This window comes from Streptomyces sp. NPDC002463 (assembly GCF_042889835.1).
In the GTDB taxonomy this organism is placed as follows: domain Bacteria; phylum Actinomycetota; class Actinomycetes; order Streptomycetales; family Streptomycetaceae; genus Streptomyces; species Streptomyces nymphaeiformis.
Genome location: NZ_JBIARL010000004.1, coordinates 46,636 through 69,888, shown reverse-complemented (window position 1 = coordinate 69,888; position 23,253 = coordinate 46,636). Strand labels below are relative to the sequence as shown.

At 72.9% G+C, this 23,253-nt stretch carries 20 protein-coding genes; 9 read left to right on the top strand and 11 right to left on the bottom strand.

The window, feature by feature from the left end; genetic code table 11:
- Positions 1-64 precede the first annotated feature (64 nt).
- From ACFYX3_RS10445 to ACFYX3_RS10430, 4 genes are all read right to left on the bottom strand, one after another.
- Complete coding sequence (locus ACFYX3_RS10445; RefSeq protein ID WP_389010706.1) at positions 65-1,438, bottom strand: cryptochrome/photolyase family protein; 1,374 nt, start codon at positions 1,436-1,438, stop codon at positions 65-67.
- Between the two features lie 197 nt (positions 1,439-1,635).
- A complete protein-coding gene (locus ACFYX3_RS10440; protein ID WP_389010703.1) occupies positions 1,636-3,708 on the bottom strand; it encodes an MMPL family transporter in 2,073 nt (690 codons plus the stop codon).
- 214 nt (positions 3,709-3,922) lie between these two features.
- A complete protein-coding gene (locus ACFYX3_RS10435) occupies positions 3,923-4,411 on the bottom strand; it encodes a MarR family winged helix-turn-helix transcriptional regulator (RefSeq protein WP_389010700.1) in 489 nt (162 codons plus the stop codon).
- A gap of 134 nt (positions 4,412-4,545) precedes the next feature.
- On the bottom strand, positions 4,546-6,075 hold the full coding sequence (locus tag ACFYX3_RS10430) for an SDR family oxidoreductase (RefSeq protein ID WP_389010697.1): 1,530 nt from the start codon (positions 6,073-6,075) through the stop codon (positions 4,546-4,548).
- A gap of 255 nt (positions 6,076-6,330) precedes the next feature.
- Here ACFYX3_RS10430 and ACFYX3_RS10425 point away from each other — a divergent pair, with 255 nt between their 5' ends.
- From ACFYX3_RS10425 to ACFYX3_RS10410, 4 genes are all read left to right on the top strand, one after another.
- Positions 6,331-6,714, top strand: coding sequence for a VOC family protein (locus tag ACFYX3_RS10425; RefSeq protein WP_389010694.1), 384 nt, complete (start codon positions 6,331-6,333; stop codon positions 6,712-6,714).
- 103 nt (positions 6,715-6,817) lie between these two features.
- Positions 6,818-7,345, top strand: a complete 528-nt coding sequence (locus ACFYX3_RS10420; protein WP_382657539.1) for an NUDIX hydrolase family protein — start codon at positions 6,818-6,820, stop codon at positions 7,343-7,345.
- A gap of 89 nt (positions 7,346-7,434) precedes the next feature.
- A complete protein-coding gene (locus ACFYX3_RS10415; protein WP_389010691.1) occupies positions 7,435-8,103 on the top strand; it encodes a HEAT repeat domain-containing protein in 669 nt (222 codons plus the stop codon).
- A 6-nt stretch (positions 8,104-8,109) separates the two neighbouring features.
- A complete protein-coding gene (locus ACFYX3_RS10410; protein WP_389010688.1) occupies positions 8,110-9,114 on the top strand; it encodes a HEAT repeat domain-containing protein in 1,005 nt (334 codons plus the stop codon).
- Positions 9,115-9,157: 43 nt separating this feature from the next.
- Here the strand turns inward: ACFYX3_RS10410 and ACFYX3_RS10405 are convergent, their stop codons facing one another.
- Both ACFYX3_RS10405 and ACFYX3_RS10400 read right to left on the bottom strand, forming a co-directional pair.
- Positions 9,158-9,685, bottom strand: a complete 528-nt coding sequence (locus ACFYX3_RS10405) for a dihydrofolate reductase (protein ID WP_376586912.1) — start codon at positions 9,683-9,685, stop codon at positions 9,158-9,160.
- The gene (locus ACFYX3_RS10400) at positions 9,682-10,479 is read right to left on the bottom strand and encodes a thymidylate synthase (protein WP_382656788.1); all 798 of its coding nucleotides are present in this window, start codon (positions 10,477-10,479) and stop codon (positions 9,682-9,684) included. Before ACFYX3_RS10400 ends, ACFYX3_RS10405 begins: the two co-directional genes overlap by 4 nt.
- A gap of 83 nt (positions 10,480-10,562) precedes the next feature.
- Between ACFYX3_RS10400 and ACFYX3_RS10395 the strand changes: the two genes are divergently transcribed.
- A complete protein-coding gene (locus tag ACFYX3_RS10395; RefSeq protein ID WP_389010683.1) occupies positions 10,563-12,131 on the top strand; it encodes a serine hydrolase in 1,569 nt (522 codons plus the stop codon).
- Here the strand turns inward: ACFYX3_RS10395 and ACFYX3_RS10390 are convergent.
- A complete protein-coding gene (locus tag ACFYX3_RS10390; protein ID WP_389010680.1) occupies positions 12,122-13,768 on the bottom strand; it encodes a TROVE domain-containing protein in 1,647 nt (548 codons plus the stop codon). The genes ACFYX3_RS10395 and ACFYX3_RS10390 overlap by 10 nt on opposite strands.
- Before the next feature lie 267 nt (positions 13,769-14,035).
- Entirely contained in the window at positions 14,036-15,571 is a 1,536-nt protein-coding gene (locus ACFYX3_RS10385; protein ID WP_389010677.1) for a hypothetical protein, read from the bottom strand.
- Positions 15,572-15,689: 118 nt separating this feature from the next.
- On the opposite strand from ACFYX3_RS10385, the gene ACFYX3_RS10380 reads away from it, so the two are divergent.
- Both ACFYX3_RS10380 and ACFYX3_RS10375 read left to right on the top strand, forming a co-directional pair.
- Positions 15,690-16,847: a sensor histidine kinase gene (locus ACFYX3_RS10380; protein ID WP_389010674.1), complete on the top strand. Its 1,158-nt coding sequence runs from the start codon at positions 15,690-15,692 to the stop codon at positions 16,845-16,847.
- Positions 16,844-17,515 (top strand): response regulator transcription factor, encoded by a 672-nt coding sequence (locus ACFYX3_RS10375; RefSeq protein ID WP_376586928.1) that lies wholly within the window; start codon positions 16,844-16,846, stop codon positions 17,513-17,515. The genes ACFYX3_RS10380 and ACFYX3_RS10375 overlap by 4 nt, the downstream gene beginning before the upstream one ends.
- Here the strand turns inward: ACFYX3_RS10375 and ACFYX3_RS10370 are convergent.
- Together ACFYX3_RS10370 and ACFYX3_RS10365 are read right to left on the bottom strand one after the other, a co-directional pair.
- The gene (locus ACFYX3_RS10370; protein ID WP_389010669.1) at positions 17,485-18,942 is read right to left on the bottom strand and encodes an MFS transporter; all 1,458 of its coding nucleotides are present in this window, start codon (positions 18,940-18,942) and stop codon (positions 17,485-17,487) included. The two genes, ACFYX3_RS10375 and ACFYX3_RS10370, sit on opposite strands and share 31 nt — an antisense overlap.
- 2 nt (positions 18,943-18,944) lie before the next feature.
- On the bottom strand, positions 18,945-20,207 hold the full coding sequence (locus ACFYX3_RS10365) for a M20 family metallopeptidase (protein WP_389010666.1): 1,263 nt from the start codon (positions 20,205-20,207) through the stop codon (positions 18,945-18,947).
- Positions 20,208-20,266: 59 nt separating this feature from the next.
- On the opposite strand from ACFYX3_RS10365, the gene ACFYX3_RS10360 reads away from it, so the two are divergent.
- Positions 20,267-21,415, top strand: coding sequence for an Lrp/AsnC family transcriptional regulator (locus ACFYX3_RS10360; RefSeq protein ID WP_389010663.1), 1,149 nt, complete (start codon positions 20,267-20,269; stop codon positions 21,413-21,415).
- 21 nt (positions 21,416-21,436) lie between these two features.
- Here the strand turns inward: ACFYX3_RS10360 and ACFYX3_RS10355 are convergent, their stop codons facing one another.
- Positions 21,437-21,937 carry a MarR family winged helix-turn-helix transcriptional regulator gene (locus ACFYX3_RS10355; protein WP_382656812.1) on the bottom strand — a complete coding sequence of 167 codons (501 nt, stop codon included), beginning with the start codon at positions 21,935-21,937 and terminating at the stop codon, positions 21,437-21,439.
- A 39-nt stretch (positions 21,938-21,976) separates the two neighbouring features.
- On the opposite strand from ACFYX3_RS10355, the gene ACFYX3_RS10350 reads away from it, so the two are divergent.
- The gene (locus ACFYX3_RS10350; protein WP_389010659.1) at positions 21,977-23,245 is read left to right on the top strand and encodes an MFS transporter; all 1,269 of its coding nucleotides are present in this window, start codon (positions 21,977-21,979) and stop codon (positions 23,243-23,245) included.
- Positions 23,246-23,253: the final 8 nt, after the last annotated feature.

The following is a 23,253-nucleotide window of genomic DNA, read 5'->3' as shown; positions in this document are numbered from 1 at the left end:
CACAATTCGCATCGTTCTTGCATCGAAATCCCGGTGCACATCGATGCGAAGCGAGGGCACCGGATCAGGCCGCGCTCCGGGCCTGCCGGAATCGCTCCAGGGCCTCGGGGAGCTCGACCAGCGGGTCCGGGTAGTCGACCGACGCCCGGTCGAGTCCGGTGAGCCGCCAGGGCTCGTGGACGACCGGTCCGTCGAGGTCCGCGAGCTCCGGAACCCAACGCCGGACGTAGCTGCCGTCGGGGTCGTACCGCTTGCCCTGCCGCACCGGGTTGAGGACGCGCTGCGGCCTGGTGTCCGTGCCTGTGCCCGCCACCCACTGCCAGTTGAGCTGGTTGTTCGCGACGTCACCGTCCACCAGCAGCGACAGGAAGTGACGCGCCCCCTCCCTCCAGTCGATGTAGAGCGTCTTCACCAGGAAGGACGCGGTGATCAACCGGCCGCGGTTGTGCATCCATCCCTCGTGGGCGAGTTGCCGCATGGCGGCGTCGACGACGGGATAGCCGGTACGCCCCTCCCGCCAGGCGGCGAGGTCTGCTTCGGCGTCGGCGCCCCGCCTCCAACGGTCCTGGCGCGGACGGTAGTCCGCGCCCGCCGCCTCGGGTCGCGCGGCCAGGACCTGATGGTGGAAGTCGCGCCAGCACAGCTGCCGCACGAAGGCGTCGGCTCCCTCACCGCCCCGCCTGCTCGCCCGGTGCACCGCCTCGGTGGCGGACACGGCACCGAAGTGGAGATAGGGCGAGAGGCGGGACGTGACGTCACCCGCCAGATCGTCGTGGCGGTCCTGGTACGTGTCGAGGTGCTGCGCGAGCCACGAGCCGAGCAGCCTGCGTCCCTCGCTCTCCCCTCCCACGGCGAGGGCCGGCGACACGTCCGCGACCGCGGAACGCCGCCGGATGCGCTCGGACCGCACGTCCGAGGGGACGTGCAGGGATGTGGGGGCGGACAGGGGCGTCCGGAGCGGCTCGGCGGTCCAGCGTTTGTAGTAGGGCGTGAACACCGCGAAGTGATCCGATCCGTGGGGGAGGACGTCGCCGGGTGGCACGACGGTGACCACGCCGTCGTGTACGTACAGCCGACAGCCGTCGTCCTCCAGCGCCTTGCGCAGTCGCGCCTCCCGTTCCCTGGCGAACGCCGTCACACCGGCCGCCATGTGCACCTCGTCGGCCTCGGTCTGCCGCACCAGGGTCCGCACCTCGGACACCGTGTCGCCCTCCCGCACCACGAGACGGCCGCCGCGGTCCGCCAGCCCCCGGTCCAGGTCCGCGAGGCAGTCGGCGAGGAAGGCCAGCCGGTTGGGGGCCGCGAACCCCGCGCGGTCCACGGCCGGGTCGCGGACGAACAGCGGAACCACTTCCTGCGCTCCTTCGAGCGCGGCCCTCAGCGGCGGATGGTCGTGGACCCTGAGGTCAGAGGTGTACAGAACGACGGAGACGGTCATCGCGCCCTCCCTGTTCGGACGCCGGTCGCGAACAGGTCACGTCGGCGTACTGGTTTCGGACTCCTGCATCCGCGGTTCCCCGAAACCCCGTGCGGCGGATGCACCCGTCGCGGCCCCCGACCGGGTGTGGGGGCCGCGGCGCCTCTGGAGCCGTCTCCGGCGCACCTGCGTTCTCATGCTCCGTGCCCGGCCGGGAGTCAGGGGCGGTGCCTCAGCGAGCCGGGCCACCAGATCACGGGGCCGATGTCCCGGACGAGGGCGGGAACCAGGAGCGAGCGGACCACGAGGGTGTCGAGCAGCACGCCGAAGGCCACGATGAAGGCGATCTGGACCAGGAACGCCAGCGGGATGACGCCCAGTGCGGCGAAGGTGGCGGCGAGGACGACGCCGGCCGAGGTGATGACCCCGCCCGTGGCGACCAGCCCGCGGCGCACGCCCTCGCGCGTGCCGTGCACGGTCGTCTCCTCGCGCACCCGCGACATGAGGAAGATGTTGTAGTCGACACCGAGGGCGACCAGGAAGACGAATCCGTACAAGGGGACGGCCGAGTCGGTTCCGGTGAACCCGAAGACGTGCTCGAACACCAGGGCGGAGACGCCCAGCGTGGCCAGGAAGTTGAGCCCCACCGTCGCCACCAGCAGCACGGGCAGCAGCAGGGAGCGCAACAGGCCGACGAGGATCACCAGGATGATCGCCAGCACGACCGGGACGATGAGCGCCCTGTCCCGTTCGGCCGTGAGCCTGGTGTCGTACTGCTGGGCGGTGTAGCCGCCGACGAGGGCGTCGGCTCCCGGGACGGCGTGCACCGTGGAGCGCAGGCGCGCCACGGTGTCCTTGGCCGCATCGGAGTCCGCGGCGTCCTGGAGGGTGACGTCGATCCGGACACGCCCGTCGGCGACGAGCGGCCGTGCGGTGCCGGGGGTGGCGAAGAGCGTCGCGGAGTCGACTCCGTCGACCTCCTGCGCGGCGGTGCGCACCTCCTGGGCGGCCGCCACGTCGGCGATGACGACGGCGGGGTTGCCCGCGCCCCCGGGGAAGTGCCGGCCCAGGCGCGCCTGGGCGGCGACGGAGGGGGCGTCCTTGACGAAGATCTCGTCCAGCGGGACTCCCTTCGATACGAGTGTGGGAGAGAAGGCGGCGCAGAGGAGCAGAGCGGTGAGGGCGACGGCCCAGACCCTGCGAGGTGCGCGGTCGACGAGGGACGCGACCTTGCGCCAGACGGGATGCGCCTCGTCGTCGGCCGTAGCCTTGGGACGGGCCGGCCAGTACGCGGCCCGCCCGAGCAGGACCAGGGCTGCGGGGAGGAAGGTCACCGCACTGAGGAGGGCGCAGGCGATGCCGATGGCGCCGACGGGGCCGAGCGCCCGGTTGTTGGTGAGGTCGCTGAGCAGCAGGGCGAGCAGGCCGAGCGCGACCGTGGCGGCGCTGGCCGCGATCGGGCCGAGGGACTGCCTCAGGGCGGCGCGCATGGCCGGGACCCTGTCCCCGTCGCGTGCGCCGAGCTCCTCCCGGTAGCGGGCGGCCAGCAGGAGGGCGTAGTCCGTCGCCGCGCCGATCACGAGGATGGACAGGATGCCCTGCACCTGGCCGTCGACCCGCACGAGGTCGTGGTCCGCCAGGACGTAGACGACGGCGCAGGCCAGGCCGAGGGCGAAGACGGCACCGACGATGATCAGCAGCGGCAGCAGGACGCTCCGGTAGACCAGGAGAAGGATCACCAGGACGGTCGCCAGCGCGACGACGAGGAGGAGGCCGTCGATGCCGGCGAAGGCGTCACGGAGGTCCTCCTGCGTCGCGGCGGGGCCGGCCAGCCATGCCTCGGTCCCCTGTACGGCGGAGACCGCGGCCTCGATCTCGTCCAGTGTCGCGGGCAGCTCGTCGCCGAGGTCGGGGCGGAGCTGGACGATTCCCCGCAGGGCCTCGCCGTCCCCGGACGGGAACGCCGGGGTGGGGGTTCCGACCACGCCGTGCGCGCTCTTGAGGGTGGCCAGGGCCCGCGTGGCGGCCGCCTGCGTCGACGGGGGGACGCGCCCTCCTCCCTCGGCGGTCCAGACGACCAGGGCCGGCAGGGTCTCCTCCTGACGGAAGGCTTCCTGCTCCCGCAGGACCAGGGTGGATTCCGCGGTGCGCGGCAGGAAGGCGGACTGGTCGTTGGTCGCCACGTCGCCGAGCCTGCCGGCGTAGGGACCGAGCCCTCCCCCGATGACGAGCCACGCGACCAGCACCAGCAGCGGCAGCAGTCTGCTCGGCCACCGGAGGGATGAGGGCATGGGAACTCCTCGCAATGTCTCTCGACGATTGATTATCTCAATGATCGAGATAGATTGAAGCACGGACACAGGGAGGGGACACCGCCGGGCGGGACGTCCGGACGGCCGCGCCCTCGACGACCTTCCGTGCTTCGCTCGCCGATGGATGCAGCCTTCGGGAAACGGCATCGCGGCCGGGAGACCGCGCCGGCGGAGCGAACCGCGGCGGGCAGCGTCAGCGGCGGGGCGCGCGCAGCTCGCCGAGCTCCTCGTTCAGGGCGTCGAGGTACCTCAGAACGACCGCGAGTTCGTCCTCCGTGAACCGGTCGCGCGCACGATCCGCCGCCTGCGCGAGCGGCATGAAGTGGGCCCGCGCCGCGGCTCGGGCCCCCGGGACGTAGTGGATGCGTACGACGCGCCGGTCGTCGTCAGCCCTGCTGCGACGGATGTGGCCGGCCTTCTCCAGACGGTCGAGGCAGGCGGTGACCGCTCCGGAGGTCAGACCGAGATGCTCTCTCAGCAGTCCCGGTGTGGCCGTATCGGGATGGTCGAGCACGAACGAGAGCGCGTGGACGTCGGTGGGGTGCAGGTTCTCGGTGGACGCGAAGCCGTGGACCAGACGGTTCACCTCTCCGACGGTCCGGCGCAGCGCCACCGCGAACTTCTGCAGATCGGCCCTGCTCCCGTCGTCCGTCACGATCGCCCCCGCATGCCCGTCATCCACACGGCCAGCCTATGCGGACGTCGTGAGGTACACGGAACCGACTCGGTGTCGGGGCGGGTCCCGGACCGTCGCGGCGCGCGGACCGGTGCCCTCCGGCGCGTCCGGTGCCCGCGCGGGGCCGCGTTCGTCCGGCATCAGCGATGACCTCCGTTCACGGTGCGCCCCGGCGCGGGCTCCGTCTCGGCGGTCCGGGCGATGTTCCTGGCCATGCCGCCGAAGACCACCGCGTGGAACGGGGCCACGCTCCACCAGTACGTCTGCCCCGCGAGGCCTCTGGGGTGGAAGAGTGCCCTCTGCCGGTACGAGGTCCGGCCCCGTTCGTCCTGGTCGACGGCCATCTCCAGCCACGCGAGGCCCGGCAGGCGCATCTCCGCCCGGAGCCTCAGGAGGCGTCCGCGGTCGATCTCCTCGACGCGCCAGAAGTCCAGCGCGTCACCGACCCGGAGGCGCTCCGCGTCCCGGCGGCCCCGGCGCAGCCCCACTCCCCCGACGAGCCGGTCCGCCCAGCCGCGGACGGCCCAGGCCAGCGGGAAGGAGTACCAGCCGTTCTCCCCGCCCACGCCCTCGATGACGCGCCACAGCGACTCCGGGCTCGCGTCGACCGTGCGCGACCGCTCGTCCGTGTACAGGCTGCCGCCCGCCCAGTCCGGGTCGGTCGGCAGCGGATCGCTCGGCGCCCCCGGCGGCGAGGCGGAGGTCCAGCGGGTGGTGACCCGCGCCTCGCGCACGCGGCGGAGGGCGAGCCGCAGGGACTGTTCGAAGGGGATGGGCGTTCCGGGGCCGTCCGGAACGTACCGCGTGATGTCGTTCTCGGTGCAGACCACCTCGTGCCGGAGCGATTCGGTGAGCGGCCGGGCCAGGGAGGCCGGGACCGGCGTGACGAGACCGATCCACTGGCTGGACAGCCTCGGCGTGAGGACCGGTACGGGGACGATCAGGCGTTTGCGGAGCCCGGCGACCTGCGCGTACAGCACCATCATCTTCCGGTAGGTGAGCACGTCGGGGCCGCCGATGTCGAAGGTCCGGCTGACGCCGGGGGGCATGTCGGCGCTGCCCACCAGGTACCGCAGCACGTCGCGGACCGCGATGGGCTGGACCCGGCTGCCGACCCAGCTCGGCGTGACCATGACCGGCAGCCGTTCGGTCAGGTACCGCAGCATCTCGAAGGAGGCCGATCCGGAGCCGATGACGACGGCCGCCCGCAGCACGGTGGTCGGGACGCCCGAGTCGAGGAGGATGCGGCCCACCTCGGCACGGGAGCGCAGGTGGGGCGAGAGCTCGTCGTCCCTCGCTCCCCGGGGAGCGAGACCGCCCAGGTAGACGATGCGCCGGATCCCGGCGGAGCGGGCCTCCGCGGCGAAGGTGCGGGCGGCGAGCCGGTCGGTGTCCTCGAAGTCCGCCGTCGAGCTCATGGAGTGCACGAGGTAGTACGCGATGTCGACGCCGGCGAGCGCCTCGCGGAGGCTCGCCGCGTCGGTGACGTCCCCGCGCACCGTCTCCGCGCGGTCGGCCCAGGGGAAGTCGCGGAGCTTGTCCGGGTGCCGCGCGAGACAGCGCACGCGAAAGCCGCTGTCGAGCAGTTCCGGGACGAGGCGGCCCCCGATGTAGCCGCTCGCGCCGGTGACCAGACACCGGACGCCCTCGGACGGTGTGGGAGTGTCCATGCGCTGATCCGTTTCACCGATTGCCGTGGCGTACACGCCCTGTGCCACTTCTTCCCCGTCGTGGCGGCACTCGGATGCAAGGGGGGCGGGAGGCGCCTGGGGCGGGCCCCGGCGCATCGACCGTCCTCACGCGGGGACGCGGACCGCCCGAACCCGGCGGAACGCATGTCGCGGGGCTGCCGTCACGCCCAACCCGGTTTCCCGGGTGCCCATATGACAGCACGTCATCACGAGTCGGCACGTACACTCGTGGACATGGCATGCCGCATCACCGAACTGGTCCTCGACTGCGCCGAGCCCGAGCGGCTCGCCGCGTTCTGGAGCGAGGTCCTCGGGTACGTCGAGATCGGCCGGGAGGGCGACGGAAGCATCCAGATCGGACCGCCCGGCACCGGCTGGGGCGGACCGCAGCCCACCCTGCTCCTCAGCCCCAGCAGCGACCCGCGGGCCGGGAAGCTCCCCCTGCACATCGACGTCAACTCCACCGACCGCGACCAGGACGCGGAGCTGGAGCGCCTGCTCGCCCTCGGTGCCAAGCCCGCCGACGTCGGCCAGGACCCCACCGTCAGCTGGCACGTCCTCGCCGACCCGGAGGGCAACGAGTTCTGCCTGCTGCGGACCCGGATCAAGCCCCTCTGACCGCCTCCTCCCACGGCGGCCACCCCGAACTCCCACCCGGCTGGCAGACACGCTGCCCGGGGCCGAAGCGCGACCCGGAAAGTATGATCAATCGATGTCTGACATGACTGAGACCACGCCCGGCTGGCTGACCGCGGACGAACTGGGCACGGCCAGGGCCCGGATGCCGATCCTCTACGTCGAGGCCGTCCCCGTGCGCGTGGACGACAGCGGCGAGGTCACCAGCATCGGACTGCTCCTGCGGATCGGCGCGGAGGGGACGATCAGCCGCACTCTGGTGTCCGGCCGTGTCATGTACCACGAGCGGGTCCGTGACGCACTCCTCCGCCACCTGGAGAAGGACCTCGGACCTGTGGCCCTGCCGCGCGTCCCCGCTTCCTTGCAGCCCTTCACCGTCGCCGAGTACTTCCCCACGGCCGGCGTCACCGCCTTCCACGACCCGCGCCAGCACGCCGTGTCCCTGGCGTACATCGTCCCGGTCACCGGCGACTGCCGCCCGCGGCAGGACGCCCTGGACCTGGTCTGGTTCAGCCCGCAGGAAGCGGCCTCCCCGACCGTGCAGAACGAGATGCCGGGCGGCCAGGGAACGCTCCTCAAGCAGGCCCTCGCCCACGTCGGTCACACCTACTGAACCCCGCTCCCCCGCAGGGCCGCCCGCGCGGCCCCGTTTGACCTTGACACGGTGACAAGGTCTTCACTGTGGCCCAGGAGGTGGTCTCGATGACCATGACGAACGAGGGCACGACGGTGATGCGGGCTCTGCGGGGGCTCGGCGACGACAGCGCTTCGGTCCGGCTGCGGGCGGCGCTCGCGGTGGGCACGGCACCCGACTCGCGGTACGTCGACGGGCTCGTCGGGCGGTGCGCGATCGAACCCGACTTCCAGGTCCGCGAAATGCTCACCTGGGCCCTCACCCGCCACGCGTCCGCGCTGACGCTCCCCCGGCTCCTCGGCGAGCTCCGCTCGGACCGGTCCCAGGCGCGCAGCCAGGCCCTGCACACGCTGTCCAAGATCGGCGACGGTCGGGCCTGGCCGGCGATCACCCGGGAGCTCCTGACCGACGCCGACGACGAGGTGGCACGGAGCGCCTGGCGGGCGGCCGTCGTACTCGTCCCCGAAGGCGAGGAGTCCGAGCTGGCCGGAACGCTGGCGAGCCGGCTCGGGCAGGGCGGGCGGGAGACGCAGCTGAGCCTGAGCAGGGCGCTGATCGCGCTCGGCGAGGCGATGACACCGGTCCTGCGCGCGGCCATGTCGGATTCCCGCCCCCACGTGCGTCAGCACGCGATCGCCACGGAGAAGCTGTCGCGCGACCCGGACGCCGGCTTCGACTTCGCGATCGAGGAGGCCAAGCGGATCGTGGCCCTCGGCCCGACCGGCCAGGAGGAGTGAGAGTCTGTGTTGATCGGTGATGTCGCGCGGCACTCCGGGGTCAGCGCCCGCATGCTCCGGCACTACGAGTCCCTCGGCCTGGTGCGGCCGACAGGTCGTACGGGCGGCGGCTACCGGGAGTACTCCGACGCGGACATCCGGCGCGTCTTCCACATCGAGAGCCTGCGCTCCCTGGGGCTCTCGCTGCGCGAGGTCGGGCGCGCGCTCGACGATCCCGGTTTCGCTCCCGCGGAGCTCGTCGCCGACCTCGCCCAGCAGACGCGCGCACGCATCGCGGCCGAGACGGAACTGCTCACGCGGCTGCGCCGGATCGACTCCGCGGAACCCGCCGGCTGGCAGGACGTCCTCCAGATCGTCGCGCTCCTCCAGGCCCTCGGGTCGAAGAGCCCCGAGACGAGGCAGCGCGCGGCCCTGTCCTCCGCCGAGGAGGCCCCGGTGCCGGTGGAGGCACTGGTCGAGGCGGTGCTGAGCGAGACGGACCCGAGCGTGGCGGGAGCCCTCCGCTGGGCCATCGCACGATCGGGCGAGGCCGGACTGCCGCTCCTCGCCCGTGGGCTCGGCTCACGGCAGGCCGATGTGCGGACACGCGCGGTCCGGTCCATCGCCGAGATCCCCGGCGACCTGGCGACGGAGCTGCTGCGGGAGGCGCTGGCGGCCGACGACGCCTCGGTGCGGAGGTACGCAGCCCTGGAGCTGGGGGTACGGGGTGCGGACGAGGCCGTCCCCACCCTCCTCGACATGATCGTCGAGGAGGTGAACGACGTGCCCGCGGCCGACGCTCTGGGCGCCCTGGCGAGCCGTCCCGCGCTCGCGGACCGGATCACCGGCCTGCTCGTGGACCGCCTCGCCCACGAGGACACACGGCCGCCCTCGCGCCTCCGCCTCGTTCAGGCCCTCGCGGACATCCCGGGAAGCACGGCGTCACACGCCCTCGCGGACCTGTCCCAGGACGAGGACCGCGCGGTCGCGCTGACCGCCACGTACATCCTCGGGATTCGCGAGGAACGCTGAAGGCCAGGACGACCTCCCGGCCACGTAGGGGCGTAGCGGCCGACTACGGACGGTCGTACCGGCGGATGCGGTAGCGCAGGCCGGTCGTGGAGTCCTGCCAGCCGGTGTCCTCCGAGAGCCGCCAGTCGGCGTCGAGGGCCGGGGCGTAGGTGTCGCCGGCCGTCGGGCTGTCGACCTCCGTCACCGAGAGCGTCGTGGCGTGGGGCAGGGTGGCGCGGTAGATCTCGCCACCGCCGATCACCCAGGCGGCCTCGCCGCCCGGCTCCTGCGACCCTGCCGCCAGGTCGAGCGCGGCCTCGATCGATCCGGCGCGCTCCGCGCCCTCGGCCGTCCACTCCGCGTCGCGGGTCACCACGATGTTGCGGCGGCCGACGAGGGGGCGGAAGCGCGGGGGCAGCGAGTCCCAGGTCTTGCGGCCCATGATCACGGGGTGGCCGAGGGTGGTCGCCTTGAAGTGCGCCATGTCCTCGGGGAGCCGCCACGGGATGGCGTTGTCGGCGCCGATCACCCCGTCGGTGGTCTGCGCCCAGATGAGCCCGATGGCCGTGCGGTCGTGCATGCGCTCGCTCATACGGCGACCGGAGCCTTGATCGCCGGGTGGTGCTGGTAGCCCACGATCTCCACGTCGGCGTAGGCGTAGTCGAACAGCGAGTCGGCCTTGTGCAGCTTCAGCTCGGGAAACTCGTACGGCGTGCGCGAGAGCTGCTCGGTGACCTGCTCCACGTGGTTGTCGTAGATGTGGCAGTCGCCGCCGGTCCAGATGAAGTCACCCGGTTCGAGGCCGGTCTGCTGCGCCACCATGTGGGTGAGGAGGGCGTAGCTGGCGATGTTGAACGGGACGCCGAGGAAGAGGTCCGCGCTGCGCTGGTACAGCTGGCAGGAGAGCTTGCCGTCCGCGACGTAGAACTGGAAGAAGGCGTGGCACGGGGCGAGCGCCATCCGGTCGAGCTCGGCGACGTTCCAGGCGGACACGATCATCCGGCGGGAGTCGGGGTCGCGGCGCAGGGTGTCGAGGAGCTGGCCGATCTGGTCGATGTGCCGGCCGTCGGGGGTGGGCCAGGAGCGCCACTGCACGCCGTAGACGGGGCCGAGCTCGCCCTTGTCGTCGGCCCATTCGTCCCAGATGCTGACGCCGTTCTCCTGGAGCCAGCCGACGTTCGAGTCGCCGCGGAGGAACCACAGCAGCTCGTACACGATGGACTTGAGGTGCACCTTCTTGGTGGTGACCAGCGGGAAGCCCTGCGAGAGGTCGTAGCGGAGCTGGTGCCCGAAGACACTCCGGGTGCCTGTGCCCGTCCGGTCGGCCTTGGCCGTTCCGGAGGTGAGCACCGTTTTCAACAAGTCTTCGTACTGGGTATCCGCCACGGTCGTCGAGTCTACCGCCGGCCATGGAGCGGCCCCGACCGGCAGCGCGCGACAGACCTCCGCCCAGGCCTTTGAATGGAGACGTGAGCACCGTTCGATGGCTTGCCGCGGCGGGACTGGCGGCGGCGTTTGTCGGCGCCGCGTCACCCGGCCCCACGCCGCCCCCCGCTCCGCCGCCCGCCCAGCCCCCGCCCCAGCTCGACGACGCGGACGTGCAGCGCGCCGTCGACCGGCTCGACGGAGTCGTCCGGGACGCCATGAAACGCACCGGAGTGCCGGGCGTGGCCGTCGCCGTCGTCCACGACGGCAAGGTGATCCATCTGAAGGGGTACGGCGTGCGGAAGGCCGGCGAGAGCGCCGCCGTCGACGCCGACACCGTCTTCCAGCTCGCCTCCGTGTCGAAGCCGATCGCGTCGACGATCGTCTCCGGGGCCGTGGGCACCGACGGCTGGACCCAGCCGGTCGCCCCGCACGTGCCGGGCTTCGCCCTCAAGGACCCGTGGGTCACCTCCCACGTCACGGTCGCCGACCTGTTCTCGCACCGCAGCGGCCTCCCCGACCACGCCGGTGACCTGCTCGAAGACCTCGGCTACGACCGGCCGTACATCCTGTCCCACCTGCGCTACGAGCCCCTGGCCCCGTTCCGCGCCAGTTACGCGTACACGAACTTCGGTCTCACGGCCGCCGCGCAGGCGGTCGCCGACGAGAAGGGCGTGCCGTGGGAGAAGCTCGCCGCCGACACCCTCTACAAGCCGGCCGGCATGAACTCCACGAGCTCGCGCTTCGAGGACTTCGCGAAGGCGTCCGACCGTGCCTGGGGCCACGTCAAGGTCGACGGCGCCTGGAAGCCGGAGTTCGTACGGGACCCGGACGCCCAGGCCCCCGCCGGAGGCGTCAGCTCCAGCGCCCGTGACATGGCCACCTGGCTGAAGCTCCAGCTGGCCGACGGCAAGCTCGACGGCAGGCGGATCATCGACGCCGACGCCCTGGAGCTCACCCACCGGCCCGAGTCGGTGTCGAACCCGCCGCACGCCCCGGCCGGCCGGACCGGTTTCTACGGCCTTGGCTGGAACGTGAGTTACGACGACGAGGGCCGGCTCAGGCTCTCGCACACGGGAGCGTTCGCCGAGGGCGCGCACACCAACGTGACGATGCTGCCCGGCGAGCAGCTCGGCATCGTCGTGCTGACCAACACCTCGCCGGTCGGCGTCGCCGACGCCGTCGCCCTCGACTTCTTCGACATCGCGCAGACCGGAAAGATCAGCCGCGACTGGATCCCGCTGGTGAACGCGCTGTACGAGCAGGAGGCGAACGAGGGCGTGTCGAAGACCGACTACGCCCACCCGCCGTCCGGTGCCGCGCCGGCGCAGGCCCCCGACACGTACACGGGCACGTACGACAGCCCGTACTACGGCCGCGCGGAGGTCGTCGCCGGCCCGGACGGCGCCCTGACGCTCCGTCTGGGCCCGAAGCCCCGGTCGTACCCGCTCACGCACTACGACGGCGACACGTTCAGCTTCCCGACGGCCGGCGAGAACGCCGTGGGACTGACCGGGGTCACCTTCACCCCGGAGGGAAAGTCCTTCACCGTCGAGTACTTGAACACCGAGGGTCTCGGCACGTTCACCCGGACCGACTCCGGTCAGGGCTGATCGACGGTCCCCGGAGTCGAGGGCTCGGGTCCGGGCCGGTCGGCCGTCCACGGCCAGGCGGCCTCGCGGCCCGCCTCGATGAGGCCGACCATGCGGAACGCGGCGTCCGTGAGGCCGCCGAAGGTGTGGCGGTGGGGGCCTGTGGGGCCGTGGGCGGGCCGGTAGCCCGCCAGGTTCCAGGTGTAGACCGGGACGTCGGCCGGGACGGGTTCGGTCGGTCCGGTGGGCTCGTAGGCGGCGACCTGCTCGTCGGTGACGATCAGGACCCGGTCGTGCTCCTCGTAGTGCTTCCGGATCGCCTTCGTGGTGTAGGTGCCTCCGAGGCTCCGGAAGCGCTTCAGCACGTCGAGCACCGGCTCGTCCGGTGTGAACGGCACCTCGGCGCTGCCCCAGCCGAACTCCACCAGATCCGCCTGCTCGGCCCGCATGGCCAGCGCGGTGCCGAACACGGCCGCCGCGTCGGCGCGGGTGAGCCTGGACCGCTCGGAGACGGTGTCCCAGAACATGGAGTCGGACCGGTCCACCAGGATCAGGGTCCGGCCGGGCAGGGCCGGCACGTTGGCCAGGGAGTGGGCCAGTGCCCGCTCCAGCGGGGCCGCCCAGCGCGGCGACGGCGCGTGCTGGTGGGCGGCCAGGTAGCGGAAGGGGAACTGCCGCGACCGGGCGACCTCGGCGGCGTCCGAGAGGCGCCCGGCGACGAGGGCGGCGGCCGCGTCCGAGACTCCCGCCCCGTCGAAGTTCCGCAGGTTCCTCAGGAGCGCCATCGGCCCCATCGCGGGGATCACGGCCTCCCAGACGGCGGCGTCCATCGGGCCGTGGAGCCAGCCCGCCAGGGCCTCCCACGTCATGCCCGCCGCGGCGAGCCGTTCGGAGCCGCCCGGCCCGGCCACCACGGCCCGCCGCTCGTCCACGGGCGTCTCCATCAGGGCCCGGTGAGCGGTCAGGAGGTGGTCGGAGGCCGGCGGAAGCGCTCGCTCCGGGTGGTGGCGGCGGTCCAGGGCGTACCGGAAGAGCGCGCCCTGCCAGGGTTTGGCCGGGTCGGGCGTGGCGTGCACCAGGTTGAGCACGTCGCCGAAGCGGAAGCCCTTGGAGGCGGTGTCGTACTTGAGCAGGGACCGGGACGTGTAGAGGCGGCGCACCCCGTCGGCGATGCCCCGCTTCACGGGCTGCGGCACCTTGCGCCCGTACGCCGCGATCCAGTGGGCGAGCAGTTCGCCGGGCTCGTCGGCGCGCTGGAGCACGGAGTCGATCACGGACCGGTTGGAGGGGCCTGCGGATGCCCCGGCCTCCAGCCGGGCCCGTACGTACGCGGCGGCGCCCACCAGGGACGCCGTGCGCATGTTGCCCTCGCCGCGCAGCCAGCGCAGCAGACCGGCCGTCCACTCGGGGTCCTCGACGGCGAGTTCACCGACGAGCCGCGTGAAGCGGGCGTCGCGCTGCTCGCCGCTCTCGTAGAAGGTCTGCCCGCCGACGAAGTTGCCAACAGCGAGGAGGAAGAGCTCGTCTCGGGGCTCCCGGACGAAGGCCGGACCGGAGGCATGGGTGCGGAACTCAGGTCCGGCGGGGCTGTGATGGAGCCGTGGTGACGACGGGGGCATGGCGCGGGCGGCGGCCGAGACGTGCGGGGCCACCAGCATCTCGGACCAGACCTTGGAGACGCGTGGGGTGTGACGAGGCAGTGAATCCCCCCGGATTCAAAGGATCGGGCGGCCCCGGCCACGACGTCGGGCGGGGCGAGGCCCCGCGGGCGCCATGCCCGACGGGGCGAACACGCGCCCGCGCCTGCCGAGATCAGAAGTGGCGGCGGCGTCACTTGGTTTCGGAAGGAAGTAGCCGCAGCCGAGCGCATCGGAGGCGCGGTCGCGAAGCCAACGTACAAGGCACGCCGACCGTCGCACCAGCGATTATCGCCACGCCGCCGATCGCTGCGTCCCGCCCGCCTGCCGTCGGCGCAGGGCGAGGCCGAGAAGCAGCGCCGCGTACGCGCCCAGTACGGCGACCCCCGCCCACCAGGGAAGGGGGAAGTAGCCGGCGGAGGGCGCGTAGTGGGCGGTCACCTGCGGGTGTGCGACGAGGGTCTGCCGGGTGGCGAAGCCGGCGGCCGGGGTGACGCGCAGAAGCCACTGTGAGAGGCCGTCGGGGAGCAGCGGGAACGAAGTCGCCACGTACGGGAGCAGGATCGTCAGGACTGCGACGGGGATCGCGATCCAGGCCCGTCGCAGCAGCGCGCCGAGCGCGAGGGCGAGGACGGCGGCGAGGGCGAGGGCGGCGGCCGTTCCCACGACGACACGCGCTTCGGTGAGCGCGGACACGGCGAGGACGGGGATGCCGTTCCCCTTCAGGATCGCCACGCCGACGGGTATCACGACGCCGAGGGCGAGGAGGCCGGTGACGAACGTGGCGGCTGCCAGGACGGTCGCCTTCGCCGCGAGTTCCGCGCGGGTGACCGGTGCGCCCCCGGTGGTTTCGCGGCGGTACGCGGAGGTGGCGAGGCGCACCGCGACCACGAGCACGACGAGCAGCGCGAGGGCCAGGCCGCCGAGGGTGCTCTCCGCCGGTCGGGCGCCGTCCTCGGCGCCCGACGGAGCGATGTCGCCGGATCCGGTGACGGTGATCGTGCCGTTCTTCTCCACCGCGCCGGCTGCCAGGTACTTCTTCTCCCAGTCGGTCGTGTTCGCCTCCCCGACGGTGTCGCTCCGCCAGCCGGAGGCGGCATCCGTGCCCTTGAGGCCGACGTGGTCGAAGACGCCGCCGGCCTGGGTCCAGCGCACCTGTTCCGTGGCGCCGCCGAGGCCGACGGACCGCAGGGTCAGGTCGCCGGGAGAGGTGGCGAACAGGCCGACCTGCGCGGTCCCGGAAAGCCCCGGGAGCCGGGCCGTGCCGACCTTCGTCCAGCGCGCGCCGTCGGCGGACTCGTGGCCCGTGACGGTGTCGCCCGACCGGGTCAGCCGCAGCCAGCGCGGGGCCTGGACGGAGACTCCGCCGCCGCTGCCCGCGATGTCGTGGCGGTAGTCGTACTGCATGCGCACGCCGTGGCTGGCGGTGACCATCAGCGCCGCGTACGAGGATCCCTGGCGGACACCGTCCTTGATGATGATCCCGGCCTTCGCCCAGGGCACGAGGCCCGGGACGATCTGGTCGTGGTGCGGCGGCGGGTAGGTGATGGTGCCCGTCATGGACGTCAGCCGGACCGTGATGGCGCCGTTCTCGCCCAGGTCCCTGTGCATGAAGGAGAACTGGTCGTGGACGAGGTCGCCGTCCGGCCCGGTCGGAGGGGCGGCGCAGAGACCGTTGCAGGACGCGTGGTTGCCGAACGCGTACAGCAGGCCGAGGACGACGACGGCGAGGGCGGCGGTCGCCATGGCGATCAGCCGGCCGGGACGTCGGAAGGCGGTCCACTCCCGGCGGACCGCGTGGAGGATGTCGTTGGTCGATTGCATGACAACGGTTCTACGGAGGCCGGCATGACGTGGTCCGAACCGTGGCTGTCACCTCGCTGTTAGGTACGGCGGGGCATGCTGGTCGCGGCCACCTACGGGCGCGAAGAGGAGCACGGGCATGCTGCGGGGCGGAACGGTCGGACGGCGCTTCACGATCTTGTACGCCGCGGGGTTCCTCGGGTCGGGGATCGTGCTGCTCGCCCTGACGTACCTGATGTCCGGGGTCCGGTCGACCACGCCCGCGGAGCCTTCTCCCGGCGCGTCCGACCTCACGGCCGCCCGGGAGCAGATCCGCGCGCTGCAGTCGCAGCTCGCGGACGCGCACAGTCGGCAGGAGCACCGCTGGGTCCTCGCCTCGCTGATCGCCCTGGTGGTGATGGCGGGCCTCTCGCTCGTACTCGGCCGCGTCCTGGCCGGCCGGGTCCTGCGCCCGCTGCGGCTCATCACGGCGGCGACGCGGCGGATCTCCGCGGAGAACCTGCACGAGCGGCTGGCCGTGACCGGGCCCGCCGACGAGGTGAAGGAGCTCGCCGACACCGTCGACGGCCTCCTCGAACGCCTGGAGGCCTCGTTCGTCGCGCAGCGCCGCTTCGTCGGCAACGCCTCGCACGAGCTGCGCACACCGCTGGCGACGATGCGGGCGTCCCTTGACGTGGCCGTCGCCAAACCCGATCCCGCCGCGCAGACCCTCGCGCTCGCCGGCCGTCTGCGGACCGAACTCGACCGCGTGGACCACCTGCTCGACGGCTTCCTCCTCCTCGCCCGCGCCGAGCACGGCGCCTTAGCCGACCGGACCCTCGTGACGCTGGACGGGCTCGCGCGGGAGGCGCTGGACGCCCGCGCCCCCGACATCACCGCGAAGGGCCTCGCGGTCCACACCGAGGTACGGTCGGCGGTCCGGACGCGCGGCAGCGCGGCGCTGCTGTCCCGGATGGTGCAGAACCTCGTCGACAACGCGATCGCGCACAACGAGGAGAGCGGCTGGATCCGGGTCACCACCGGCGGCGACGGCGGCGCCGAGGCGCGGCTGGTCGTCGAGACCGGCGGGCGTGTGCTGGACCAGGGCGAAGTCGACCGGCTGGGAAGGCCGTTCGAGCGGCTCGGCGCCGCCCGTACCGGATCGGAGGCGAGTTCGGGCCTGGGCCTGTCGATCGTGGCCGCGATCGTCGCCGCACACGGCGGCCGCCTCGTACTCCTGGCACGTCCGGAGGGTGGTCTGCGCGTCACGGTGACGCTGCCGTCGGCCTCCCCCGTACATGAAACGGTGACGGCATGAGGATTCTGGTCGTGGAGGACGCGCGGTCGCTCGCCGAGGTCGTCGCGGAGGGGCTGCGGGACCAGGGGATGGCCGTCGACCTCGCGTACGACGGTCTGGAGGCCGCGGCCAAGCTCGACGTGAACGCGTACGACGTGGTCGTCCTGGACCGGGATCTGCCCGGCATCCACGGTGACGCGCTCTGTCAGATGATCACCGGGCGGGACGACCGTCCGATGGTGCTGATGCTGACCGCGGCCGGGGCGCCCGGCGACCGGGTCAGCGGTCTCACGCTCGGGGCCGACGACTACCTCGCCAAGCCCTTCCACTTCCCCGAACTGGTGCTGCGCATCCGGTCCCTGGCCCGTCGCAGGCCGGCCGCCCGCGCCCGTACGCTGCGCGCCGCCGGTGTGGAACTCGACCCGGTTCGCCGCACCGCGCTCCGGGACGGCCGCCCGCTCGCGCTGTCCGTCAAGGAGTTCGCCGTCCTGGAGGCGCTCCTGCGGGCCAGTCCGGGGTTCCTGAGCGCCGAGGACCTCCTGGAGCAGGTGTGGGACGAGCACGCCGATCCGTTCACGAACACGGTGACGGTCACCGTCGGGCGGCTGCGCAGGAAGCTGGGCGGCCCGCCGGTCATCACGACGACGACGGGGGTGGGCTACCGCATCGCGGACGCTCCGGCCGGCTGAGGGGGCGCCGGTGCCTCGCGGCGGCGGGCCAGGGCGCTCAGGCCCGCGGCGAGCAGCGCGCAGAGGGCGCCGGCGAGCCAGACGGCGCGGTAGCCGTTCTCGCCGGGCTGCCCGGAGGCCGGGGAGGTGAACGCGCCCAGGAGCGAGGCGAAGACGCCTCCGGCGACCGCGCCTCCGAGGGTCTTGATGTTGTTGTAGAGGGCGGCCGCGATGCCGGTGCGGGACAGGTCCGAGGCCTCGACGATCACGGTCGGCATGGCGCCGAGCGCCAGACCGATGCCGAGGCCGAGGAGGGAGGATCCCGCCGCCATGTGCCACACCTCGTCGTGGAGCACGGCGTACTGGAGGAACGCCGCCGCCACCAGGAGGAACGCCGTGACCAGGGTGGGGCGGTAGCCGAGGCGCCGCGCGACGGCCGCGGTGGCGAAGGAGCCGAGGACGGCGGTGAGGTAGCCGGGCAGCGAGACGAGCGAGATCGCCAGGGCGGACATCCCGAATCCGTACCCGGTGGTCGCGGGATCGGCGGCGAAGAAGGTGGCGTTGGGGGCCTGGCTGCCGAAGTAGAAGATGCCGAAGAGGAACGCGCCCAGGTAGAAGGGGGCCGCGTCGCGGCCGGCGAGGGCCCTGAGGTCCACCAGCGGTTCCGCGGCGCGCAGCTCCACGAGGGCCCAGACCGTCAGCAGGACCGCGCCGAGGAGGACCGGGCCGAGGACCGCGAGGCTGCTCAGGGCTCCGTTCTTCGCGGCGCCGACACCGCCGAGCAGGGCGAGCACGGCCGTGCTGAGCAGCGTCACCCCGGGCCAGTCGACGCGGCCGCCGGCCCGGCGGGTGGACTCGGGCACGGCGACGAAGGACACCGGTACGCAGATCAGGGCGAGCACCGCGGGTACGAGGAGGACCTGGCGCAGGTCGCCCGCGGCGGAGTGGAGCAGCCCCATCGCCACGCCGCCCACGAGTGAGCCGAGGGCGAGCGAGCCGACGAGGAGGGCGATGGCCCGGCGCGCGCCGGCGACGGGGAGCCGGTCCCGTACGAGCGCGATCTCCAGGGGCAGCAGCGCGGCGAGCGGCCCTTGGAGGAGACGCCCGGCGAGGACGAGCGGATAGGTGTCCGCGAGCGCCACGAGCAGGGTGCCGGTCGCGGTGAGGGCGAGCGCGATCCGGAGCATGCGGCGGTGGCCGTGGAGGTCGCCGAGGCGTCCGAAGAGCGGCACGCACACGGCGGCCGCGAGGAGTTGGACGGAGACGATCCAGTTGGTGTCGACGGCGTCGACGCCCAGGTGTGCGGCGAGGTCGGGCAGGAGCGGGGCGATGCCGGTCTGGACGAAGCCGCTGGTGAGCTCGAAGAGGACGAGCAGACCGACGACGGCGGTGACGGCGGGCGCGGGCCGCTCCGTGACCGGCCCTCTCGGTGTCGTGGTGGGGGTCATGGTCACTCCTGCGCGGTGAGGGCGAGGCGGCGGAGGGCGAGCCCTGCCAGGAGGGCCGCGGCGTGGGGCAGTGCGCCGTCGTCGTAGACGGCCTGCGGCGAGTGGTTCATCGGGGCGGTCGCGGGGTCGGTGCCGGCCAGGCAGGCGCCGAGCCCGAGGAACGCGCCGGGCACTTCGCGCAGGACGAAGGAGAAGTCCTCCGAGCCGGCCATCGGCGTGGGCGCGGGGAAGACCCGGTCCTCGCCGAGGATGTCCCGGGCGGCGTCGAGGGCGAACGCGGCCTCGCCGTCGTGGTTGACGGTCGGCGGGTACTGGTGGACGTAGTCGATGTCCGCGCGGACGCCGTGGGCGGCGGCGAGGCCGTGCACGGTCCGTTCGAACGCGGCGCGGACGGTGGCGCGCGAGGCGTCGGAGAAGGTCCGGACGGTGGCGGAGAAGCGGCCCGACTCGGGGATGACGTTGGGCGCGGTGCCGGCCTCCAGGCGGCCGACGGTGACGACGGCCGGGTCGAAGATGTCGATCTCGCGCGTGACCAGGGTCTGCAGGGCGGTGACCATCGCGCACAGCGCGGGCACGGGGTCGACGGCGGCGTGCGGGGACGAGCCGTGGCCTCCTTCGCCGCGGACGGTGACGTGGACCGTGTCGGAGGCCGCGAGCATGGGGCCCGGTCGGGTGGCGGCGTAGCCGGTCGGGGCGCCCCGGGAGACGACGTGCAGGGCGTACGCTGCGACGACCCGCTCTCCGGCGGCGTCGAGCACCCCCTCGTCGATCATGATCTTCGCGCCGCCCTGGCCCTCCTCGCCCGGCTGGAACATGAACACGACGTCTCCGTCGAGCTGTTCGCGGCGGGCCGCGAGGAGGTGCGCGGCTCCGACGAGGCCGGCGGTGTGCAGGTCGTGTCCGCAGGCGTGCATCCGGCCGTCGACGACGGAGGCGTACGGGACGCCGGTGTCCTCCTGGACGGGGAGGGCGTCCATGTCGCCGCGCAGCAGGACCGCCGGTCGGGGGCGTCCGCCGCGCGGGGCCGCCTGTCCGGGCTGTCCGCCGCGTGGAAGTGCCGGTCCGGGACTTCCGCCGCGCAGGACGGCCGTGACGGAACTGAGGGCCCGGCCCGGGGTGATCTCCAGGCCCAGCCCGTCGAGCGCGGCGATCACCTTCGTCTGGGTGAGGGGGAGGTCGAGGCCCAGTTCCGGTTCCCGGTGCAGGGAGTGGCGCAGTGCGGTCAGGACGGGGGCCAGAGCGTGTGCGTCGTGCAGCAGATCCATGGGGGGTATCGTGGCCATCCGCCTCAATGACAGAGATCATCCGCAGGAAACCACCGTTCATGAGCATTCCGCTGCTGGAATCGGCCACGGCCTCCGACGTTCTCGACGAGCTCGACCACCTGCTGATCACCGCGCTGCAGACCTCGCCGAGGGCCCGGTGGGAGCGGATCGGCGCGGCCGTCGGCGTGGACGCGTCGACGGTGGCGCGCCGCTGGAAGCGGCTGACCGAGGCCGGTCACGCCTGGATGAGCTGCCATCCGGCGGGGATCGGCCCCACTCCGCCGACCGTGGCCGTCATCGAGGTCGACTGTGTCTCCGGGAGCCTGCACGAGGTGGCGGCCGCCATCGTGGACGACCCGCATCTGATCACCATCGACCACGTCACGGGCTCGCGGGACCTGGTCCTGACGGCGGCGTTCCCCGACCAGGTGGCGCTGGCCCGCTATGTGGGCCTCCGGCTCGAGGCCCTTCCCGGGGTCGCCGCGACCCGCTCGCAGATCGCCTCGACCGTGCACGCCGTCGGCAGCCGGTGGCGCCTCGACCGGCTCGCGCCGGGGAGCCGGGAGAACCTGGCGCGGGACGCGTCGGGCGGCGCCGCCGGCAGCGGTCGGGGTACGCCCTCCGGCGGCGGCGCCGGGATCGGCCGGGGCCTGCCCTCCGCCGACGACCTGGACCTCCAGCTGCTCGACCTGCTCGCGCAGGACTGCCGGCAGTCGGTCGCGGCGCTCGCCCAGAGCAGTGGGGCCAGTGCGAGCACGGTACGGCGGCGCCTCGACCGCTTCCATCGCGCGGACGCCCTCGTCTACCGCTGCGAGGTGGCCCGTTACCTGTCCGGCTGGCCGGTCGCGGTCACCTTCTGGGGTGTCACGCCGCCCGACGCGACGGCCCGGATCACCGCGCAGCTCATCACGCAGCGCGAGACGCGCCTGTGCGCCTCGCTCTCCGGCCCGCACAACCTGCTGCTGACGGTCTGGCTGCGCTCGGTGGAGGACCTGCCGTCCTTCGAGGCCCGGCTGTACGCGCGCTTCCCCGAACTCACCGTCACCGACCGGGCCGTGACGCTCTGGCCCCTCAAGCTGGCCGGCCAGATCCTGGACCCGCGGGGCCGCCGCATCCGGGGCGTACCCGTGGCCTTCTGGCACGACCCGGCCGTCGAACGCTCGGAGGCGGACCTGATCCGCCGCCTCGCGACACCCCGCTCGGGGTGAGCACGGGCGCCGCCGGGAGACTCAGCCGTCGCTCGCCCTCAGTGTGAGGGCGAGTCGCTCCAACAGGTCCGCGAGCTGGGCCTGTTCGTCCGTGCCGAGCCCGGCGAGGAGCCGGCGCTGGTTGTCGAGATGGACGGCGATGAGCTCGTCGGTCAGGGCGACGCCTTCGGCGGTGAGGGTGATGAGGCGTCCGCGGGAGTCGGCCTCGTCGACGGTCCTGGCGACGAGGCCGCGGGCTTCGAGCCGGTCGACGCGCTTGGTGATGGCGCCGGTGGTGACGAGGGCGGTGCGGCTGAGGTCGCCCGCGGACAGGGCGTACGGCTCGCCGGCGCGCCGGAGTGCGGCGAGCAGGTCGAAGTCGCCGCTTCCGAGGCCGGCGGCGGCGAAGGGCGGGCGCAGTTGCTGGTCGAGCGTGTGGGTGAGCCGGAAGAGCCGGCCGATGACGAGCATCGGCGTCGCGTCCAGATCGGGGCGCTCTCGTTTCCATTGATCGACGATGGCGGCGATGGCGTCGGACTCCATCTCTTCACTCTATCTTCCACGGATGATAAATTATCTTCCGTGGAAGATACCTGCGTTTCCGAGGCCGCGCAGCCGGCGGTCCAGACCTCCCCCGGTGCCGTCCCCGCCCGTCGCCGCCTGATCGCCTCAAGCCTCGCGACGTCGATCGGCGACGGCATCTACGTGCCCCTGACCATGCTGTTCATCCACGGACTCACGGGCCTGTCGCTCACGTCGATCGGCGCGGGCCTCACCATCGCGGGACTCAGTGCACTGGCCTTCATGCCCGCCGCGGGCATCCTCATCGACCGCTTCGGCGGGCGTCGCGTGCTCATCGCCGTGCTCGCGTTGCGCGCGCTCGGCTTCGCCGCCTACCCGTTCGCCGACTCCTACCCGGCCTTCCTGACGATCGCCCTCGTGGTGGCCGTGGGCATGTGGGCGTCCTCGCCGAGCCAGCAGTCCCTCATAGGCGACCTCGCCCAAGGCGCCGAGCGGGACAGGCTGCTGGCGTGGGACCGCAGCCTCCGCAACGCCGGCATGGGCTGCGGCAGCCTGGCGGCGGCCGGCATGCTCGCGTGGAACGGCACCACCGGCTTCATCGTCGCCGCCGAGTCCCTGGCCGCGGTCTTCGCCGTCGCCGCCGTCCTGGTCGCCCGGATCCCCCAGGTCCGCAGCGCCACCAAGCGGGCGGACACGCGCGGCGGATACCGGCAGGTCCTCGCCGACCGCCCGTACCTGCTCATCACGACGGCCAACTTCCTCATCGCCTTCGGCTACACGACCCAGGCCATGGCCCTGCCGGTCTTCCTCACCCGGGACGTCGAGATGCCCGACGCCCTGGCCGGCGCCGTCTTCGCGGTCAACACCGTCCTGGTCGCCCTCCTCGGCGTACCCGTCGCCCGCCTCACCTCACGCGGCAGACGCACCCGTACGGCAGCCCTGGGCGCGGCCGTCTTCGCGCTCTCGTTCGCCGCCTTCGCCGCCCTCCCCCACCTGGTCCGCGGCGCGGACGCCCTCGTCGCCGTCCTCGCGGTCGCCGTGCTCTACACCGCCGGCGAACTCGTCCACTCCGCCCCCTCCCAGAGCCTGTCCGTCCAAGCCGCCCCCGACCACCTCAGGGGCCGCTACCTCTCCGTCTACCAGCTCTCCTGGTCGGTCTGCCGCACCATCGCCCCCATGCTCCTGGGCTTCCTCCTCGACACGGGCCCCTGGCACCTGTGGACGGTCCTCGCCCTCCTGGTCCTGACGGGCGCGGCCATCCTCCTCGCCGCCGAACGCTCCCTCCCGTCCCACACGAACCTCCCCGGCGCCCGTACGCCGGCGATATGAGGTGGACT

Coding starts and splice junctions, on each gene's coding strand:
- ACFYX3_RS10445 (WP_389010706.1), bottom strand. CDS start 1,438: ATGACCGTCTCCGTCGTTCTGTACACCTCTGACCTCAGGGTCCACGAC.
- ACFYX3_RS10440 (WP_389010703.1), bottom strand. CDS start 3,708: ATGCCCTCATCCCTCCGGTGGCCGAGCAGACTGCTGCCGCTGCTGGTG.
- ACFYX3_RS10430 (WP_389010697.1), bottom strand. CDS start 6,075: ATGGACACTCCCACACCGTCCGAGGGCGTCCGGTGTCTGGTCACCGGC.
- ACFYX3_RS10425 (WP_389010694.1), top strand. CDS start 6,331: ATGGCATGCCGCATCACCGAACTGGTCCTCGACTGCGCCGAGCCCGAG.
- ACFYX3_RS10420 (WP_382657539.1), top strand. CDS start 6,818: ATGACTGAGACCACGCCCGGCTGGCTGACCGCGGACGAACTGGGCACG.
- ACFYX3_RS10415 (WP_389010691.1), top strand. CDS start 7,435: ATGACCATGACGAACGAGGGCACGACGGTGATGCGGGCTCTGCGGGGG.
- ACFYX3_RS10405 (WP_376586912.1), bottom strand. CDS start 9,685: ATGAGCGAGCGCATGCACGACCGCACGGCCATCGGGCTCATCTGGGCG.
- ACFYX3_RS10390 (WP_389010680.1), bottom strand. CDS start 13,768: ATGCTGGTGGCCCCGCACGTCTCGGCCGCCGCCCGCGCCATGCCCCCG.
- ACFYX3_RS10385 (WP_389010677.1), bottom strand. CDS start 15,571: ATGCAATCGACCAACGACATCCTCCACGCGGTCCGCCGGGAGTGGACC.
- ACFYX3_RS10380 (WP_389010674.1), top strand. CDS start 15,690: ATGCTGCGGGGCGGAACGGTCGGACGGCGCTTCACGATCTTGTACGCC.
- ACFYX3_RS10375 (WP_376586928.1), top strand. CDS start 16,844: ATGAGGATTCTGGTCGTGGAGGACGCGCGGTCGCTCGCCGAGGTCGTC.
- ACFYX3_RS10370 (WP_389010669.1), bottom strand. CDS start 18,942: ATGACCCCCACCACGACACCGAGAGGGCCGGTCACGGAGCGGCCCGCG.
- ACFYX3_RS10365 (WP_389010666.1), bottom strand. CDS start 20,207: ATGGATCTGCTGCACGACGCACACGCTCTGGCCCCCGTCCTGACCGCA.
- ACFYX3_RS10360 (WP_389010663.1), top strand. CDS start 20,267: ATGAGCATTCCGCTGCTGGAATCGGCCACGGCCTCCGACGTTCTCGAC.
- ACFYX3_RS10355 (WP_382656812.1), bottom strand. CDS start 21,937: ATGGAGTCCGACGCCATCGCCGCCATCGTCGATCAATGGAAACGAGAG.